We start from the raw sequence: 15,160 nt of genomic DNA, 5'->3' as shown, positions 1-15,160 counted from the left end.
AGGGAGTTCCCGGCTCGCGCGGTGGGTTGAAAAGCGAAAAATGCAAAAACAACCCCATGCACAGTAGCGATGGCGTTGAAAAGGCTCGAGAAATTTCGGCCTTACCGAAACGCCTTGCTCCGTCGGGCAAAACACTGGCAGAATGGCATCATCGGTGGCATGCGTAACGTGCCGCGACTTCCTCAGTCATTGCGAGCGCAGCGACTTGTCCGGCCGAAGCCTTGGCGATGGCGGAAGCAACCTAGACTCCCTCCGCGGGCAGATTCTGGATTGATTCGTCGCAAGGGCTCCTCGCAATGACGAAGGAGAAAGTTGCGCGCCTCGCTCCCCTCTCCTGCCCCGGACGCAGCGCAGCGTCTCTTTGACGGTGCGATGCTGAGCCGGGGCCCGTGTCTCGACGGAATTCGTGGCCTCTAGGTCCCGGCTCTGCGCCGCAACGCTCGCGCGTTGCAGCTTGTCCGGGACACGAGAGCACGCCCTCACGCCGCCTGCGGCGTCCGGATCTCGCGCGGCAGGATGATCGCGGCGGCGATCGCGAGCAGGCAGAGCGCGGCGAAGGCGTGCAGCATGGTGACGAAGCCGCCCTGCTCGTAGAGCCAGGCCACCAGGCCGACCGAAGCGCCCGCGGCGGTGAAGCCGATGAAATAGCGCACCGCATAGGCGCGCGAGCGCCATTCCTCGCTGGTATATTTGCCGACCATGGCGTCGTTGACCGTGACCTGCCCGAACGCGCCCATGACGATGCCGATCGACACGACGATCAACGGCAGATTGTTCAGGCTCGCGGCGAGATAGAGAAACGGCGCCAGCATGAAGGAGAGCGGCAGCGCCACCGTCTTCAGCGAATAGCGGTCGAGCAGCCGTCCGATCGTGTACTGCGTCATCGCGCCGAACACGTAGACGCAGGCGGCGATGACCCCTAACAGCGCGGGGCTCTTGGTCAGGTCCGCGAGCCGCTCCGCGAACAGCTTTGGCAGCGCGACGGTGACCGCGTTGAAGGTCGTCGAGATCGCGATCACCACGATCAGGAGCGACAGCACCACGCGCCACATGTCCTGCTTGGCGACGCGGGCCTGGGCCGCCGCCTGCTTCGAGCCCTTGCGGTCCTCATGGACGACCATCATCGCAAAGGCGATGCCGATCAGGATGGTGACGATGCCGGGAATGATGAAGGCGAAGCGCCAGCCGAGATACTGACCGATCACGCCGGTGACGAGCGCGGACGAAGCGACGCCGAGATTACCCCAGACGCCGTTGATGCCCATCTCGCGGCCGAGCCTGTCGGCATAGGACACGATCATCGCGGTGCCGACGGGGTGGTAGATGGAAGCGAAAATGCCGATCGCGAGCAACGCCGCGCCGAGCTGCGCCGGGGTCTGCACGAAGCCGACCGAGATCATGGAGGCGCCGATGCCGACGAAGAAGATCAGCATCATGTGGCGGCGGCTCCAGCGGTCCCCCAGCCAGCCGGTGAGCAGCGAGCCCGCGCCGAAGGCGACGAAGCCCGGCGTCGCATAGGGCAGGAGTTCCGAATAGGCCATGCCGAGCGCCGGCCCCATGATGATGACGGCGGCGGCAAAGATCAGCATCGCATAATGGTCGATGAAATGGCCGGCATTGACGAAACTGATGACCCGGCTGGGGCTGTTCATACGGGAATCCTCTCCTGCTCCGAAATGAGTTATATGTCGTGGGCATGACGGGATGCTGCCAATGACTGTCTTGGAAACGCCAAATTTGGAAACGCCAATCCTCCGGGAGGTCCAGGGCAACCACCGCTCGACCGCGGGCGTGCACCTGGTCGCGCGCGACTACCCCAAGGGCATGCGGATCGATCCACACCTGCACCGCGAGTCGCAGCTGATCTATGCGGCCAAGGGCACGATGCAGGTGACGACGCCCGGGGGGCGCTGGCTGGTGCCACCGGACCGCGCGGTCTGGGTGCCCGCTGGGCTCGAGCATGCCATCGACCTCCTCGCCGACATCGAGATGCGGACGCTGTATTTCGACCTGCCCTGGCTGAAGCGCGAAAAGCGCTATGAGGGATTGACCAGGGAATTCGTGGTGCGGGTATCGCCGCTGCTCAATCAGGCGATCCTCGCGCTGTTCGACACGCGCAATACGGAGGAGCGGACCGAGCTGCTAGTGCGTCTCGTGATGCTGGAATTGCACCAGGCCGAGGATTCCGCGACCTTCGTGCCGCTGCCGCGCGAGGTGCGCTGCCGCCGCGCCGCGATGATCGTGCTGGACGATCCCACTGGCCTCCACGACATCGACACGCTGGCGCGCGCGGTCGGAACCTCCGCGCGCACACTGTCGCGGCTGTTCTCCACGGAGACGCAGCTGAGCTTCAAGAGCTGGTGCCAGCGCGCCCGCATCGCATCCGCAATCCAGCGGCTATCGACGGATGCCGGCGTTTCGGTGAAGCAGCTGGCGACACAGCTGGGTTATGCCAGCGTGCCGGCGTTCTCGGCTGCGTTCCGGCAGGTGACGGGGCGGACGCCGACGGAGTTTGCGGGGAAGGGGTAGCCTCAACCTGTCATTGCGAGCGCTTCTCTCTCTACGTCATTGCGAGGAGCCCTTGCGACGAAGCAATCCAGACTGCCACCGCGGAGGGACTCTGGATTGCTTCGCTGCGCTCGCAATGACGGAGTATGAGGCGCCGTCTGCTCTCCAAATGCCACTGGATGCCCTGCCCCGTCCCACGTGACAGCCGTCCCGAAACGCACGGTCCAACTAAAGATGCCGCATTCCCCTGCTTGATTGTGATCGGCTTCCGCCTAAATCCCGTGTAAGCTTCCGCACCGCACAAACCTGATACGAAAGCCCAGATGGCCAACGCCTTCTTCTCCGACCTGCTCGCCACCATCTCCGAGCGCGGCCGCACCCTGCTTCGCCGCAGCGACGGCCTGGACACCAAGCAAGACGCCGAGGGGCTGATCGCGCTCTGCGGCGCGCTGCTGTCGGGCCGGGGTGAAGCCTCAGGCACCGCGATGGCGCGCGAGGTGCTCGATCTCTACAGGGATCTGGATGCGGCAGGGCGCCGTGCTTTCTTCGAGGCATTGGTGCGCGATTTCGGCCCCGATCGGGAGCGTCTGGCCGAGGCGATCGAGAAATGGCGCGCCAGGCCCACCGACGAGGACGCGAGCTCGCTGCATTTCGCGTCCGAGCCGCGGCGGCAGGAGCTGATCCGCCGCCTCAACCGTGCGCCGGGCGGCACCGGCGATCTCGTCAGCATGCGCGCCGATCTGCTCGGCCTGATGAACGGACACACCGATCTCGCCGCGCTCGATCGCGACGTCTCGCATCTGCTCTCTTCGTGGTTCAACAGGGGGTTTCTCGTGCTGCGCAGGATCGACTGGTCGACCCCGGCCAACATCCTCGAAAAGATCATCCGTTACGAAGCCGTGCACGAGATCTCTGACTGGGACGATCTGCGCCGCCGCATCGATCCGGTCGACCGCCGCTGCTACGCCTTCTTCCACCCTGCGATGGTCGACGAGCCCCTGATCTTCGTCGAGGTGGCGCTGACCGAGACAATCCCCGGCGCAATTGCGCCGCTGCTTGCCGTCGATCGCCAGCATCTGCCGATCGAGCGCGCGCGCACCGCCGTGTTCTATTCGATCTCCAACACCCAGCGCGGCCTGGGAGGCATCTCCTTCGGCAGCTTCCTGATCAAGCAGGTCGTGGAAGAGCTGCGCCGCGAGACGCCGAAGCTCGATACCTTCGTGACGCTGTCGCCGGTGCCCGGCTTCATGCAGTGGGTGAAGCAGGACAAGGAGCTGCCGCTCTCGGACGAGGATCGCGAGACGCTGAAGCGCCTCGACGATCCCAAATGGTTCGAGAACCCTGAGACGACCACGCTGCTGCGCGGCGTGATCGAGCCGCTCGCGGCGCACTATTTCCTGAGGGCCCGCACGCCGAAGGGCAAGCTGATCGATTCGGTCGCTCGCTTCCATCTCGGCAACGGCGCGCGGCTGGAACGCATCAACTGGCTGGGCGATCTCTCGTCCAAGGGCGTGCGCGAGTCGGCCGGCGTGATGGTCAACTACCTCTACCGCCTCGACGACATCGAGAAGAACCACGAGGCCTACGCCAATGACGGCGAGGTCGTGGCGTCGAGCGCCGTGAAGAAGCTGCTGAAGGGCGAAGGCCGGCGGCTGCTGGATATGCGGTTGTCGTAGGGGAACAGACCCACCACATCGTCATTGCGAGGAGCTCGCGACAAAATTGCGTAGCAATTTTGCGCTGATGCGACGAAGCAATCCAGACCGTCTCCGCGGAAAGACTCTGGATTGCATCGCTGCGCTCGCAATGACGGAGAACAGGCATTAGCCGTCTCGATCCAAACAGACAGCTTTCCCGCCGCTCAGATCAATGTCTCGTACAAATCCGTCCAATCCGGATTGACGCTCTCGATCAGCGCAAGCTTTCTTCGCGCGGCTGCCGCCCTTGAGCTGTTTCTCGCGCGCGATCGCGTCGGTCATCGTCGCATGCAGTTCGTACCAGACGAGAAGCTTACAGCCGTACTTCGACGAAAAGCCCTTGACCATGCCCTCACGATGCTCGAACGCACGGCGTGGCGGATTCGATGTGACGCCGACGTAAATCGTCCCATTGCGACGATTTGCGAACATGTACACGCAGGGCTGCTTCATGATCGTACTCGGTGAGAGTACCTTCACGATACCACAACCGAAAGACGATCACGAGCAGCATCTTCAATAGGCGAGATGAGGGCGCTGCCCTCTCCACCGTCATTGCGAGAAGCACTTGCGACGAAGCAATCCAGACTGCCTCTGTGGAAAGACTCTGGATTGCTTCGCTGCGTTCGCAATGACGGAGTGTGTGGCGACACCTCACGCGATTCCAGCAATCCGTCTCCAGCAGGCAAGGCGCCCAACGAAGGCACTGCCCTCTCCGCCGTCAATGCGAGGAGCACTTGCGACGAAGCAATCCAGACTGCCTCTGTGGAAAGACTGGATTGCTTCGCTACGCTCGCAATGACGGAGTGTGTGGCGACACCTCACGCGATTCCAGCAATCCGTCTCCAGCAGGCAAGGCGCCCAACGAAGGCGCTGCCCTCTCCACCGTCATTGCGAGGAGCACTTGCGACGAAGCAATCCAGACTGCCTCTGTGGAAAGACTGGATTGCTTCGCTGCGGTCGCAATGACGGAGTGTGTGGCGGCAGCCCGCGCAATTCCAGCAATCCGTCTCCAGCAGGCAAGGCGCCCAACGAAGGCACTGCCCTCTCCGCCGTCATTGCGAGGAGCACTTGCGACGAAGCAATCCAGACTGCCTCTGTGGAAAGACTGGATTGCTTCGCTACGCTCGCAATGACGGAGTGTGTGGCGGCAGCCCGCGCAATTCCAGCAATCCGTCTCCAGCAGGCAAGGCGCCCAACGAAGTTACTGCCCTCTCCGCCGTCATTGCGAGGAGCACTTGCGACGAAGCAATCCAGACTGCCTCTGTGGAAAGACTGGATTGCTTCGCTACGCTCGCAATGACGGAGTGTGTAGCGCCGCTGCCCCCCTACTCCGCCAGCGCCTTCATCTCCTTGTAGAGGTCCGACTTTCCTTCGAAGCCGATGCCTGCAAGCTCCGGCATGGTGATGTGGCCGTTCTCGACGCGGACGCCGTCGGGGAAGCCGCCATAGGGCTGGAACAGGTCTGGATAGCTCTCGTTGCCGCCGAGGCCCAGGCCTGCGGCGATGTTGAGCGACATCTGGTGGCCGCCATGGGGGATGCAGCGGCTGGGGGACCAGCCGTAGGTTTTCAGCACCTCCAGCGTGCGCTGGTATTCGCACAGGCCGTAAGACAGCGCGCAGTCGAATTGCAGCCAGTCGCGATCGGGGCGCATGCCGCCGTAGCGGATCAGGTTGCGGGCGTCCTGGTGGCTGAACAGGTTTTCACCTGTCGCCATCGGGCCCGGATAGAACTCGGCCAGCGCGGCTTGCAGCGCATAGTCGAGGGGATCGCCGACCTCCTCGTACCAGAACAAGGGATAGTCCCGCAGCATTTTTGCGTAGGCGATTCCGGTCTCGAGATTGAAGCGGCCGTTGGCGTCGACGGCGAGCTGCGCGTCCTTGCCGATCTCCTTCAGCACCGCCTCGATGCGGGCACGGTCTTCCTCGATTCCCGCGCCGCCGATCTTCATCTTCACGACGTTGTAGCCGCGGTCGAGATAGCCGCGCATCTCGCCGCGCAGCATCGAGAGATCCTTGCCGGGATAATAATAGCCGCCGGCGGCGTAGACGAAGACGCGCGGATTGGCAGTGAGGCCGTGACGTTCGGCGAGCAGACGAAACAATGGCTTGCCGGCGATCTTCGCCACCGCGTCCCATACCGCCATGTCGATGGTGCCGACCGCGACCGAGCGCTCGCCATGGCCGCCCGGCTTCTCATTGGTCATCATCGCGCCCCAGACTTTGTCGGGGTCGAGATTGTCGCCGGAAGCGTTCAGCAGCGACTTCGGATCGGCTTCCGTGATGCGCGCGGCAAAGCGCTCGCGGATCAGGCCGCCCTGCCCGTAACGACCGTTGGAGTTGAAGCCGTAGCCGACGACGCGCTTGCCGTCGCGCACGACGTCGGTGACGACGGCAACGAGGCTCGTCGTCATCTTGGTGAAGTCGATATAGGCGTTACGGATCGGCGATGAGATCGGCTTTGTAATTTCGCGGACGTCGACGATGCGGACGGACATGGAATTTGGCCTTTCACTTTCGTCATTGCGAGGAGCGAAGCGACGAAGCAATCCAGACTGCCTCGGCGGAAAGATTCTGGATTGCTTCGCTTCGCTCGCAATGACGCGGAGAGAGCGCGGCGCGCGCGCTCGGAAAACTATTTCTTGTCCCTGAAATACGGCTCGACCGGCCCGTGCACCTTAATGGTCAGCGGGTTGCCGTAGCGGTCCTTGGCGTTGCCGGCGGCGACGCGGACCCAGCCTTCGCTGATGCAGTACTCCTCGACATTGGTCTTCTCGACACCCTTGAAGCGGATGCCGACGTCGCGCGCCAGGATGTCCGCGTTGTAATACGGGCTGTTCGGATCGACCGACAGGCGGTCGGGAAATTCGTCGCTCATGATTGTCTCGCTCATAACAGGGTCTCGATTTGCTGCCGCAATCCTTCGGGCCGTGCGGTCGGCGCGTAGCGCGCGATCACCTTGCCGGCACGGTCCACCAGGAATTTGGTGAAATTCCATTTGATGGAGGCGCCCAGGAGTCCGGATTGCTGACGTTTCAGGTACTCATACAATGGATGCGCATGGGCGCCGTTGACGTCGATCTTGGCGAATAGCGGGAAGGTGACGTCGTAATTGGTCGAGCAGAACGCCTGGATCTCATCCGCCTGCCCCGGCTCCTGCGCGCCGAACTGGTTGCAGGGAAAGCCGAGCACGGAGAAGCCGCGCGGCGAGAGATCGCGATAAAGATCCTCGAGACCGCGGTATTGCGGCGTGAAGCCGCATTTGCTCGCGGTGTTGACGATCAGCAGCACCTGCCCCTCGAAACGGCGCAGGGCGACTTCCTCGCCGAGAAGCGAATTGGCCTTGAAGTCGTAGATCGCGGACATCGCTAACCCACCGGGTCGATCGGCGACGGCGGCACACCGCCCGCCTCGATCGCCTCGCCTGCGAGAAGACAAAGGTCCTCGCGATAACGGCCGGAGACGATGTGCACGCCGACCGGCGCCTTGCCGACGAGGCCGGTGGAGACCACGAGTCCCGGCAATCCCATGAAGGGAATCGCGATCTGCGGCAGCTGCGCTTCCCAGACGCGCTTGAAGGATTCATCGTCCTTGCGGTCGAGATGGTCGGGGAACGGCAATTCGCCGGACACCGGCGTCAGCAGGACCGCATATTGCTCGAAGAACAGCATCCACTCGCGCGTGAGCGTGGCGCGGCGCGTCAGTGCCTTCGCGTAGTTCGCCTGGTCCATCGGCGTGACCCTGCTGCGGTTGCCGCGCAGGCAAGCAAGCGCGCCGGGATCGCCCTCGCGCTCAGCCATCTCGAGCTGCGCTTCATAACCGTCGCCGAGCCAGAGCTTGATCTGCCATTCGACCGCTTCGCGCATCGACGGCGTGTCCTCGATGACGTCGACGGTCCAGCCGGCACGCTCCAGCCGCTTGCCGGCATCGCTCACCGCGGCCTTGACCTCCGCCGTGGTGGCAAGGCCGCCCGGGTTGAGGCAGAGCGCAGCGCGCTTTGGTCTCGCCGGGCCTTCCAGCGGCACCGGCACGAACCAGGGATCGCGGATGTCGCGGGCCGACATGGCCGCGAGCGAAATCCTGAGGTCGTTGACGGTGCGCGCCAGCGGGCCCGAGACGGCCATGATCTGCGGCCCGATCGGGCGCTCTGGCAGCGCCGGATTGAAGGCAGGGATGCGGCCGAGCGTCGGGCGCAGGCCGTGCACGCCGCAGGCATAGGCGGGATAGCGGATCGAGCCGGCGATGTCGGTGCCATGGGCGATGTGGCCGATGCCGGCCGCGACCGCCGAGCCGGCGCCGCCCGAGGAGCCGCCCGGCGTCAGTGAGGGATCCCTGGGGTTCTTAGTATCGCCATGAATCAGATTGGTGGTGAACCAGCGATAGGAGAAGGCCGGGCAATTGGTCCGGCCAAGGAGAATTGCGCCGGCTTTGCGGAAATTGGCGACGACCGGACTGTCCTCGCGCGCGATCACGTCGCGCTGGAGCTTCAGGCCATTGGTGGTGGCAAAGCCCTCCTGGTCGACATTGGCCTTGATGGTGACGGGCACACCGGCGAGTACGCCGGGGTCTTCGCCCCGCGCAATGGCGGCATCGACGGCGTCAGCCTGCTTGAGCACGTCGTCCGGGCGGTGGTCGATCACCGCGTTCAGCCGGGGATTGACGGCGTCCAGGCGGGCGAGACCGGCCGCGGCGGCCTCCCTGGCGGAGACCTTTCTGGATTTGACGAGGGCGGCGAGGTCGGCAGCCGACAGGCGCCAGAGATCTTGCATGGCTTGCTCCGTATGACCGGCGTCTTTTAGCGCCGGGAACGCGGCAAAGCCATGCGGATTTCGCAGGGCGAAGGGCCCTGGGGCTCGGATTGCTGCATTCACCCGTCATTGCGAGCGCAGCGAAGCAATCCAGACCGCCTCTGCGGAAGCAGTCTGGATTGCTTCGTCGCAAGGGCTCCTCGCAATGACGGTGGAGAGAGCTGGGGCCGGCCACCCCGCCGGGCCTAATGCCTCGTCGCGGACTGGTCCGGCATGTCCAGCAGCGCCTCGGTGAAGGGGAACTCCAGCACGATCTCCCCCGCGACGTCGGTGACCTCGATGACGGCCTCCAGCAGCGCCGGCTGGGCGCCCTCCGACTTCACCACCTCCAGGATCATCTGGCGGGCGACCTCCCAGGCGCGATCGGGATTGCGCAGGTCCTCGCCGTCGGGATCCACGATCAATTCGTCGCCGATGCGGGTGTTGAAGAAGTATCTGGGCATCACGAAAGTCCAGTTTGGATCGCCTGTACCGGATTGAAAGCTGCACTGCACTCACAACTGCTTTATCAGGACAGCGTTCGCGACCGAATGCGCCATGCGCAAGGCAGCGTCGTGAGAAGTGAAGTTCCAGCATCATTTTCGCATCGCAACATGGCCTTCTCGGGAAAATTTCACTGGCGAAGTTTTCTGCCCGCACTAATTTAACCGTGGGCGGATACGTCCGAATTCGCGAAAATGGAGAGCCAAATGGCCTGGAAAGCCCCGAAGATCGTCGAAGTGCCCTGTGGCATGGAAATCAATATGTATGTGAGCGCCACCCGCAAGTAAGCGGCGGGCGATCTGCGTTCAGCGCAGGTGGATCTTTCGTCACATTAGGTTGCCGGAAGACATGATCTTTGTCGGCATCCGTGTCGACCCGAGATCCACCTCGCAGCGTTCCCTCCAGGAGACGGATCATGCTTCGCGTCGTCGTCCTGGGCGCCGCAGCCGGCGGCGGAGTGCCGCAATGGAATTGCGGCTGCGAGGGCTGCCGAGCGGCCCGTGCCAGCGGCCATGACCTTCAAAGAACCCAGGCGTCGGTTGCGTTCAGCGGGGACGGCGAGCATTGGTTCCTGATCAACGCCTCCCCCGATCTTCGCCAGCAATTGAACGCCACGCCGCAACTGCATCCGAAGGCGGGCGCGCTGCGCCATACGCCCATTGCGGGCGTGATCCTGACCAACGGCGAAGTGGACGCGGTCGCGGGCCTGCTGTCGATGCGCGAGGGCTCGCCCTTCACGGTCTACGCGCATGAGAAGGTGCTGGCGATCCTGAAGGCCAACAGTATCTTCAACGTGCTGAACGAGAGGAACGTACGGCGCCAGCCGACCGAGATCGGCGAGCCGTTCGAGCCGCGGCTGCCGGATGGCGCGCGTTCGGGGATCGAGGTGCTGCCGTTCGCGGTGCCGGGCAAGTCGGCCTGGTATCTGGAAGGCAAGGCGCATCCGGGCGGCGAGACCGGCGACGGCGATACGTTGGGCCTCAAGATCACCGACAAGACCACCGGCAAGTGCTTCTACTTCATCGCGGCCTGCGCCGAGGTGACCGATGCGCTCAAGGCCGAGATCGACGGCGCGGCGCTGGTGTTCTTCGACGGCACGGTCTGGCAGGACGACGAGATGATCAAGGCCGGGCTCGGCCACAAGACCGGCAAGAGCATGGGACATGTCGCGATGTCCGGTCACGATGGCGCGATCGCGCGGCTGGCCGATCTCGATATCGACACGAAGATATTTCTGCATATCAATAACTCGAACCCGGCGCTGCTGCCCGGCTCGACCGAGCGCAAGGCCGCTGAGGCGGCGGGCTGGCAGATACCTGCGGATGGAACGGAGATCGTGCTGTGAATGCCGCGTCAATGACAGGAATGACCGCGCTCTCGATCGGCAAGGATTTGAAGCTCAACTCGGCCGAAGAGCTGGAGGCGACGCTGCGCCATATCGGCGCCACGCGCTATCACAGCCTGCATCCGTTCCATAAGCTCTTGCACGGCGGCAAGCTGAACAAGGGTCAGGTGCAGGCCTGGGCGCTCAACCGCTACTATTACCAGAGCACGATCCCGATCAAGGACGCGGTGGTGATCTCGCGCTTCCGCGACCGCGCCACGCGCCTCGAATGGCGCCACCGCATCGAGGATCATGACGGCGATGTCGGCAGCGAGGGCGGCATCGAGCGCTGGCTGAAGCTGACCGAGGGCCTCGGCCTCGACTCGGCCTATGTGGAATCGACCGAAGGCATTCTACCGGCGACGCGTTTTGCGGTGGAGGCTTACGTCCACTACTGCCGCGAGAAGAGCCCGCTGGAGGCGATCGCCTCCTCGCTCACCGAGCTGTTCGCACCGAACCTGCACGAAGAGCGCATCTCCGGCATGCTGGAGCACTACGACTTCGTCAATCCTGATATCATGAGCTACTTCAAGCGGCGTCTTGCGCAGGCGCCGCGCGATGCCGGCTTCGCGCTCGACTATGTCAAGGCGCATGCCACGACGCCGGAGCAGCGCGCGCAGGTGTGCAACGCGCTGATCTTCAAGACAAACGTGCTGTGGGTGCAGCTCGATGCGCTCCAGCACGCCTATGTCGAGGGCCACATTCCGCCGGGCGCGTTCGTGCCCAAAGCGAGCTAAGAGGAACAACAATGGCCGGGCCGCGTAACATCAGCGTCAGCGAGGCAAGCCGCCCCGTGCTGCCGCGGCACGCCAAGCTGAAATATGACGACACGCGGCAAGTCTGGGTGATCCTGGCGCCGGAACGGGTGCTGGCGCCGGACGAGATCGCGGTCGAGGTCTTGCAGCTCTGTGACGGCGAGCGCAATGTCGGCGACGTCGCCGATCAGCTCGCGGCGAAATATGCCGCGCCGCGCGAGGCGATCCTCGCCGACGTCATCGTCATGCTCCAAGATCTCGCCGACAAGAGCTTTCTCACGGAGGCCCGGGAGAAGACATCATGAGCGATGTGCTCGGCAGTCCCATAGTCCCGCTTGAGACAAGCGACAGCCTCGCCGTGCTGGAGAAGCAGCGCTCGACCGCGGAGACGTTCGGCATTCCGCTCGCCGTGCTGCTCGAGATCACCCATCGCTGCCCGCTGCAATGCCCCTATTGCTCCAACCCGGTCGAGCTCGACCGCTCGGGCAAGGAGCTGACCACCGACGAATGGAAGAAGGTCTTGAGCGAGCTCGCCGAGATCGGCGTGCTCCAGGTGCACTTCTCCGGCGGCGAGCCGACGGCGCGAAAGGACCTGGTCGAGCTGGTCAGGCATGCCAGCGACGTCGGCCTCTACACCAACCTGATCACCTCGGCCGTGCTGCTGACGCGCGAGCGGCTGAGCGAGCTCGCCGATGCCGGGCTCTGCCACGTGCAAATCTCTTTCCAGGGCATCGAGGAAGGCCTTGCCGACCGCGTCGCAGGCTACAAAGGCGGCCATCGCAAGAAGCTCGAAGTGGCGAAATGGACTCGCGAGCTCGATCTGCCGCTCACCGTGAATGCGGTGATGCACCGGCAGAACCTGCACCAGCTCCCCGACATCATCCAGATGTCGCTCGATCTCGACGCCGACCGGCTCGAGGTCGCCAACGTGCAATATTACGGCTGGGCGCTGAAGAACCGCGCCGCGCTGATGCCGACCGTAGCGCAGCTCGACGAATGCACCCGTCTGGTCGAGGAGGCCCGCGAGCGGCTCAAGGGCCGGCTCACGATCGACTACGTCGTTCCCGACTATTACGCGCTGCGGCCGAAGAAGTGCATGGGCGGCTGGGGCCGGCAGTTCTTCAACATCTCGCCGGCCGGCAAGGTGCTGCCCTGCCACGCCGCCGAGAGCATCACCGGGCTCGACTTCTTGTCGGTGCGCTCCAACCATTCGATCGCCTGGATCTGGCAGAACTCGGACGCCTTCAACCGCTATCGCGGCACCGGCTGGATGAAGGAGCCGTGCAAGACTTGCGAATTCCGCGAGATCGATTTCGGCGGCTGCCGCTGTCAGGCCTTTGCGCTGACCGGCGATGCCGCCAACACCGATCCCGCCTGCGCGCTGTCGCCGCTGCACGAGACCATCTTCAAGCAGGCCGAGCGCGAGGCAGAGGGCGAAACCAATCGCTTCCTCTACCGCAATTTCGCGGGCGGCACCCTGGAATCCGAGAATGGGACCTGACGCCGACGCGGCCAGCTCGATCAAACGTGCCGATCCCTTTGCGCCGCTGACCTCCGACATGCTCGACGTCGGCGACGGACACGAGCTCTATGTCGAGAGCGTCGGCCGGGCGGACGGAATCCCCGCGGTCTATCTGCATGGCGGGCCCGGCAGCGGCTGCCAGCCCGATCATCGCCGTCTGTTCGATCCCGATCGCTTCTGCGCGGTGCTGTTCGACCAGCGCGGCTGCGGCCGCAGCCGCCCGAAGGGGTCGCGCGAGCACAACACGACGGCGCACCTGATCGCTGACATGGAGAAGATCCGCGAAAAGTTCGGCATCTCACGCTGGATGCTGGTCGGCGGCTCCTGGGGCGCGACGCTGGCGCTGGCATATGCACAGGCACATCCCGCGCGCGTTTCGGGCATCGCGCTGCGCGCGACGTTCCTCGGCACCCGGGCGGAGGTCGAGACGGCGTTCACCTCGCGCCTGTCGCAATTCTATCCCGCGCTCCACGAGGATTTTCTGAGCGTGCTGCCGCCCGACGAGCATACGCGTCCGGTGGAGGCCTATTGGCGCCGCATCCTCGACGCCGATCCGGCCGTGCACGGCCCTGCCGCGCGGGCCTGGCACGACACCGAGCGCACCCTGTCCGAGCACAAGCCCGCGAAGACGCGGCTGGACGTCGCGTCACTGAACGTCTGGCGCACGCTGCCTGCGACGCCGTTCATGGAAGCGCATTATTTTCTCAACAACTCCTTCATGAGCGAGGATCAGCTGCTGCGAAGGGCGGAGCAGCTCGCCGGCATTCCCGGGATCATCGTCCAGGGGCGTTACGACCTGTTGTGCCCGCCTGAGACATCCCAGGCGCTCGCGAAAGTTTGGCCCGGTTCCGAGCTTCGCATCGTGGAAGAAGCCGGACATTCGCTCTATGATACCGGCGTGAGGGACGCGGTGATGAGGTCGATCGCCGATCTCGCATCGAAGATTCCGCGATAGATCTATCCCCTCATCCTAGGGAGCGCGCCCCTCGCGCGCGTCTCGAAGGATGAAGGCCGATAGGCTGCAGCGAGCCTTCATGGTTCGCCCGGCGATGCGTAGCATCGTCCGGACCTCAACCATGAGGGATAGCATGGGAAGGACAAGAAAATGCCGCTCGCCGGGAAAGGCATGCTGCTGACGTCGATGAACATCGACGCGGCCAACGAGACCGATTTCAACCGCTGGTACGATCGCGAGCATCTGGAAGAGCGCGTCGCGATCGACGGATTTTTGGAGGCGCGGCGCTATGTCGCGCATGCCGCCAATCCGAAATATCTGTCGCTGTATTCCACCGCGACGCTCGACGTGCTCGACAGTCCTGCCTACCGGACGCGGCTCGCCAACCAGACCGAATGGTCGCGGCGGAGCATGGGGCATTTCAAGGACATGCTGCGCGTCGTCGCGCGCATCACCATCAGCAAGGGCACCGGCCGCGGCGCTGCGCTCGGCCTCGTGCGGCTGCGGCCGACGCCGGACAATGCCGCCGCATGGCGTGATGCACTGCAGGAAAGGTTGGCGCCGCAGGACCGCGAAGGCATCATCTCGATGCATCTGCTCGAAAGCGAGCCGGAATTGTCGGGCGCAACTGCGGATATTCCGGCGGTGCGTAACGAAGGCGCGCACGACTGGTTCGTGCTGATCGACGGCACACATGTCGGCGCGGTCTCTGCCGTGATCGCCGAGCGCTTCACCGGCCCTGCCGCCGCGCCCTTCCCGCTTCCGGTCTCCGTCGGCACCTACTGCCTGATGTGGGACCTCGCGAAAAGCGATATCGCGCGCAGCTGACGCGTTCATACGCATCGCAACATATTGCACCGCCACATATCGCGCGCCTGCGTTAATGCTGTGCGCGCGCAGCTCCTATGAAAGCCGGTGATCGCACAAATTTGCCGTTGTACTTCGGAGCGGTTCTAATAAGCTAACCCAATGACGTCATTCAGAAACCAGATCGAAGCGCAATAAGCGCTCGCCAAGCTCAACAAAAGGCCGCGGGGTCTTTGAGCCT

15 protein-coding genes and 1 pseudogene are annotated in these 15,160 nt (G+C 64.0%); 9 read left to right on the top strand and 7 right to left on the bottom strand.

Annotation, left to right across the window (positions count from 1 at the left end; translation table 11 throughout):
• Positions 1 to 479: 479 nt before the first annotated feature.
• Positions 480 to 1,652 (bottom strand): MFS transporter, encoded by a 1,173-nt coding sequence (locus NLM27_RS01110; protein WP_254141577.1) that lies wholly within the window; start codon positions 1,650 to 1,652, stop codon positions 480 to 482.
• 52 nt (positions 1,653 to 1,704) lie between these two features.
• On the opposite strand from NLM27_RS01110, the gene NLM27_RS01105 reads away from it, so the two are divergent.
• Both NLM27_RS01105 and NLM27_RS01100 read left to right on the top strand, forming a co-directional pair.
• Positions 1,705 to 2,529 carry a helix-turn-helix transcriptional regulator gene (locus tag NLM27_RS01105; RefSeq protein ID WP_375142220.1) on the top strand — a complete coding sequence of 275 codons (825 nt, stop codon included), beginning with the start codon at positions 1,705 to 1,707 and terminating at the stop codon, positions 2,527 to 2,529.
• A gap of 302 nt (positions 2,530 to 2,831) precedes the next feature.
• Positions 2,832 to 4,184: a malonyl-CoA decarboxylase gene (locus NLM27_RS01100; protein WP_254141575.1), complete on the top strand. Its 1,353-nt coding sequence runs from the start codon at positions 2,832 to 2,834 to the stop codon at positions 4,182 to 4,184.
• Between the two features lie 185 nt (positions 4,185 to 4,369).
• Here NLM27_RS01100 and NLM27_RS01095 read toward each other — a convergent pair.
• The 6 genes and pseudogenes from NLM27_RS01095 to NLM27_RS01070 form a co-directional block, all read right to left on the bottom strand.
• Positions 4,370 to 4,658: pseudogene (locus NLM27_RS01095) on the bottom strand (GIY-YIG nuclease family protein).
• Between the two features lie 875 nt (positions 4,659 to 5,533).
• On the bottom strand, positions 5,534 to 6,703 hold the full coding sequence (gene tarD, locus NLM27_RS01090; RefSeq protein ID WP_254141574.1) for a D(-)-tartrate dehydratase: 1,170 nt from the start codon (positions 6,701 to 6,703) through the stop codon (positions 5,534 to 5,536).
• 137 nt (positions 6,704 to 6,840) lie between these two features.
• Complete coding sequence (locus tag NLM27_RS01085) at positions 6,841 to 7,098, bottom strand: DUF3297 family protein (protein WP_212485282.1); 258 nt, start codon at positions 7,096 to 7,098, stop codon at positions 6,841 to 6,843.
• Positions 7,095 to 7,571: a glutathione peroxidase gene (locus tag NLM27_RS01080; protein WP_254141573.1), complete on the bottom strand. Its 477-nt coding sequence runs from the start codon at positions 7,569 to 7,571 to the stop codon at positions 7,095 to 7,097. The genes NLM27_RS01085 and NLM27_RS01080 overlap by 4 nt, the downstream gene beginning before the upstream one ends.
• Positions 7,572 to 7,573: 2 nt before the next feature.
• The gene (locus NLM27_RS01075; protein ID WP_254141572.1) at positions 7,574 to 8,974 is read right to left on the bottom strand and encodes an amidase family protein; all 1,401 of its coding nucleotides are present in this window, start codon (positions 8,972 to 8,974) and stop codon (positions 7,574 to 7,576) included.
• A 224-nt stretch (positions 8,975 to 9,198) separates the two neighbouring features.
• On the bottom strand, positions 9,199 to 9,456 hold the full coding sequence (locus tag NLM27_RS01070) for a DUF6894 family protein (protein ID WP_254141571.1): 258 nt from the start codon (positions 9,454 to 9,456) through the stop codon (positions 9,199 to 9,201).
• Between the two features lie 246 nt (positions 9,457 to 9,702).
• Between NLM27_RS01070 and pqqA the strand changes: the two genes are divergently transcribed.
• From pqqA to NLM27_RS01035, 7 genes are all read left to right on the top strand, one after another.
• On the top strand, positions 9,703 to 9,783 hold the full coding sequence (gene pqqA / locus NLM27_RS01065; RefSeq protein ID WP_007595659.1) for a pyrroloquinoline quinone precursor peptide PqqA: 81 nt from the start codon (positions 9,703 to 9,705) through the stop codon (positions 9,781 to 9,783).
• A gap of 128 nt (positions 9,784 to 9,911) precedes the next feature.
• Positions 9,912 to 10,841, top strand: coding sequence for a pyrroloquinoline quinone biosynthesis protein PqqB (gene pqqB / locus NLM27_RS01060; protein ID WP_254141570.1), 930 nt, complete (start codon positions 9,912 to 9,914; stop codon positions 10,839 to 10,841).
• Positions 10,842 to 10,861: 20 nt separating this feature from the next.
• The gene (gene pqqC, locus NLM27_RS01055) at positions 10,862 to 11,617 is read left to right on the top strand and encodes a pyrroloquinoline-quinone synthase PqqC (RefSeq protein ID WP_256570083.1); all 756 of its coding nucleotides are present in this window, start codon (positions 10,862 to 10,864) and stop codon (positions 11,615 to 11,617) included.
• A gap of 11 nt (positions 11,618 to 11,628) precedes the next feature.
• Positions 11,629 to 11,940, top strand: a complete 312-nt coding sequence (gene pqqD / locus NLM27_RS01050; protein ID WP_254141568.1) for a pyrroloquinoline quinone biosynthesis peptide chaperone PqqD — start codon at positions 11,629 to 11,631, stop codon at positions 11,938 to 11,940.
• Positions 11,937 to 13,136, top strand: coding sequence for a pyrroloquinoline quinone biosynthesis protein PqqE (gene pqqE, locus NLM27_RS01045; RefSeq protein ID WP_254141567.1), 1,200 nt, complete (start codon positions 11,937 to 11,939; stop codon positions 13,134 to 13,136). Before pqqD ends, pqqE begins: the two co-directional genes overlap by 4 nt.
• Positions 13,126 to 14,112, top strand: a complete 987-nt coding sequence (pip, locus tag NLM27_RS01040) for a prolyl aminopeptidase (RefSeq protein WP_254141566.1) — start codon at positions 13,126 to 13,128, stop codon at positions 14,110 to 14,112. The genes pqqE and pip overlap by 11 nt, the downstream gene beginning before the upstream one ends.
• A 150-nt stretch (positions 14,113 to 14,262) precedes the next feature.
• Positions 14,263 to 14,940 carry a DUF4286 family protein gene (locus tag NLM27_RS01035; RefSeq protein WP_254141565.1) on the top strand — a complete coding sequence of 226 codons (678 nt, stop codon included), beginning with the start codon at positions 14,263 to 14,265 and terminating at the stop codon, positions 14,938 to 14,940.
• Positions 14,941 to 15,160 lie beyond the last annotated feature (220 nt).

It is taken from the genome of Bradyrhizobium sp. CCGB12 (assembly GCF_024199845.1).
Classification (GTDB): domain Bacteria; phylum Pseudomonadota; class Alphaproteobacteria; order Rhizobiales; family Xanthobacteraceae; genus Bradyrhizobium.
The sequence above is the reverse complement of the archived record's forward strand: the minus strand, read 5'-3'. Positions and strand labels throughout refer to the sequence as shown.